At 61.9% G+C, this 712-nt stretch carries 1 protein-coding gene; it reads right to left on the reverse strand.

Features of this window, described 5'->3' with window-relative positions:
* Positions 1-712 (reverse strand): sugar transferase (locus tag EOA86_RS37115; protein WP_206630276.1); only part of this gene is annotated, 712 nt, incomplete at both ends.

Below are 712 nucleotides of genomic sequence, written 5' to 3' on the forward strand. Positions count from 1 at the left end.
GATGATCTCGTTGTTGAAGCCATGCCGCTTCTGGTGGAACAGCACCGGTCCCTTGCTGTCGAGCTTGATGGCGATCGCGGTCACCAGCATGACTGGCAAGAACACGATGATGCCGACGATCGAGAAGACGATGTCGAAGGCGCGCTTGGCGACCGAATCCCAGTCGTTGATCGGCTTGTCGAAGATATCGAGCATCGGCACCGAGCCGATGTAGGAATAGGCGCGCGGCCGAAATTGCAGTGCGTTCGAATGCGCCGAGAGCCGGATATCGACCGGCAGCACCCACAGCTTCTTCAAAAGCTGCAGGACGCGCGATTCGGCGGTCAGCGGCAGCGACACGATCAGCATGTCGATGCGGGCGATGCGGGCGAACTCGATGAGCTCGGAAACGGTGCCGAGCTTCGGATAGCCGGCGACGATGGGTGGCGAGCGCTTGTCGCCGCGGTCGTCGAAGATGCCGCAGATACGAATGTCGTTGTAGGGCTGCTTTTCGACGGAGCGGATCAGGACTTCCGCCGCCGTGCCGCCGCCGACGATGACGGCGCGGCGCTCCATGCGCCCGTCGCGCGCCCAGCGCCGGATCAGCTTCGACATCAGCAGCCTCAGGCCGAAGATCAGCATGAAGCCGACGACGAACCAGGTGCCGAAAAACAGGCCCGAATAGTCTTCCGACATCTTCATGGCGAATGCCGTCAGCGCCATCAAGGCGAAG

The organism is Mesorhizobium sp. M5C.F.Ca.IN.020.32.2.1 (genome assembly GCF_004023105.1).
Classification (GTDB): Bacteria; Pseudomonadota; Alphaproteobacteria; order Rhizobiales; family Rhizobiaceae; genus Mesorhizobium; species Mesorhizobium wenxiniae.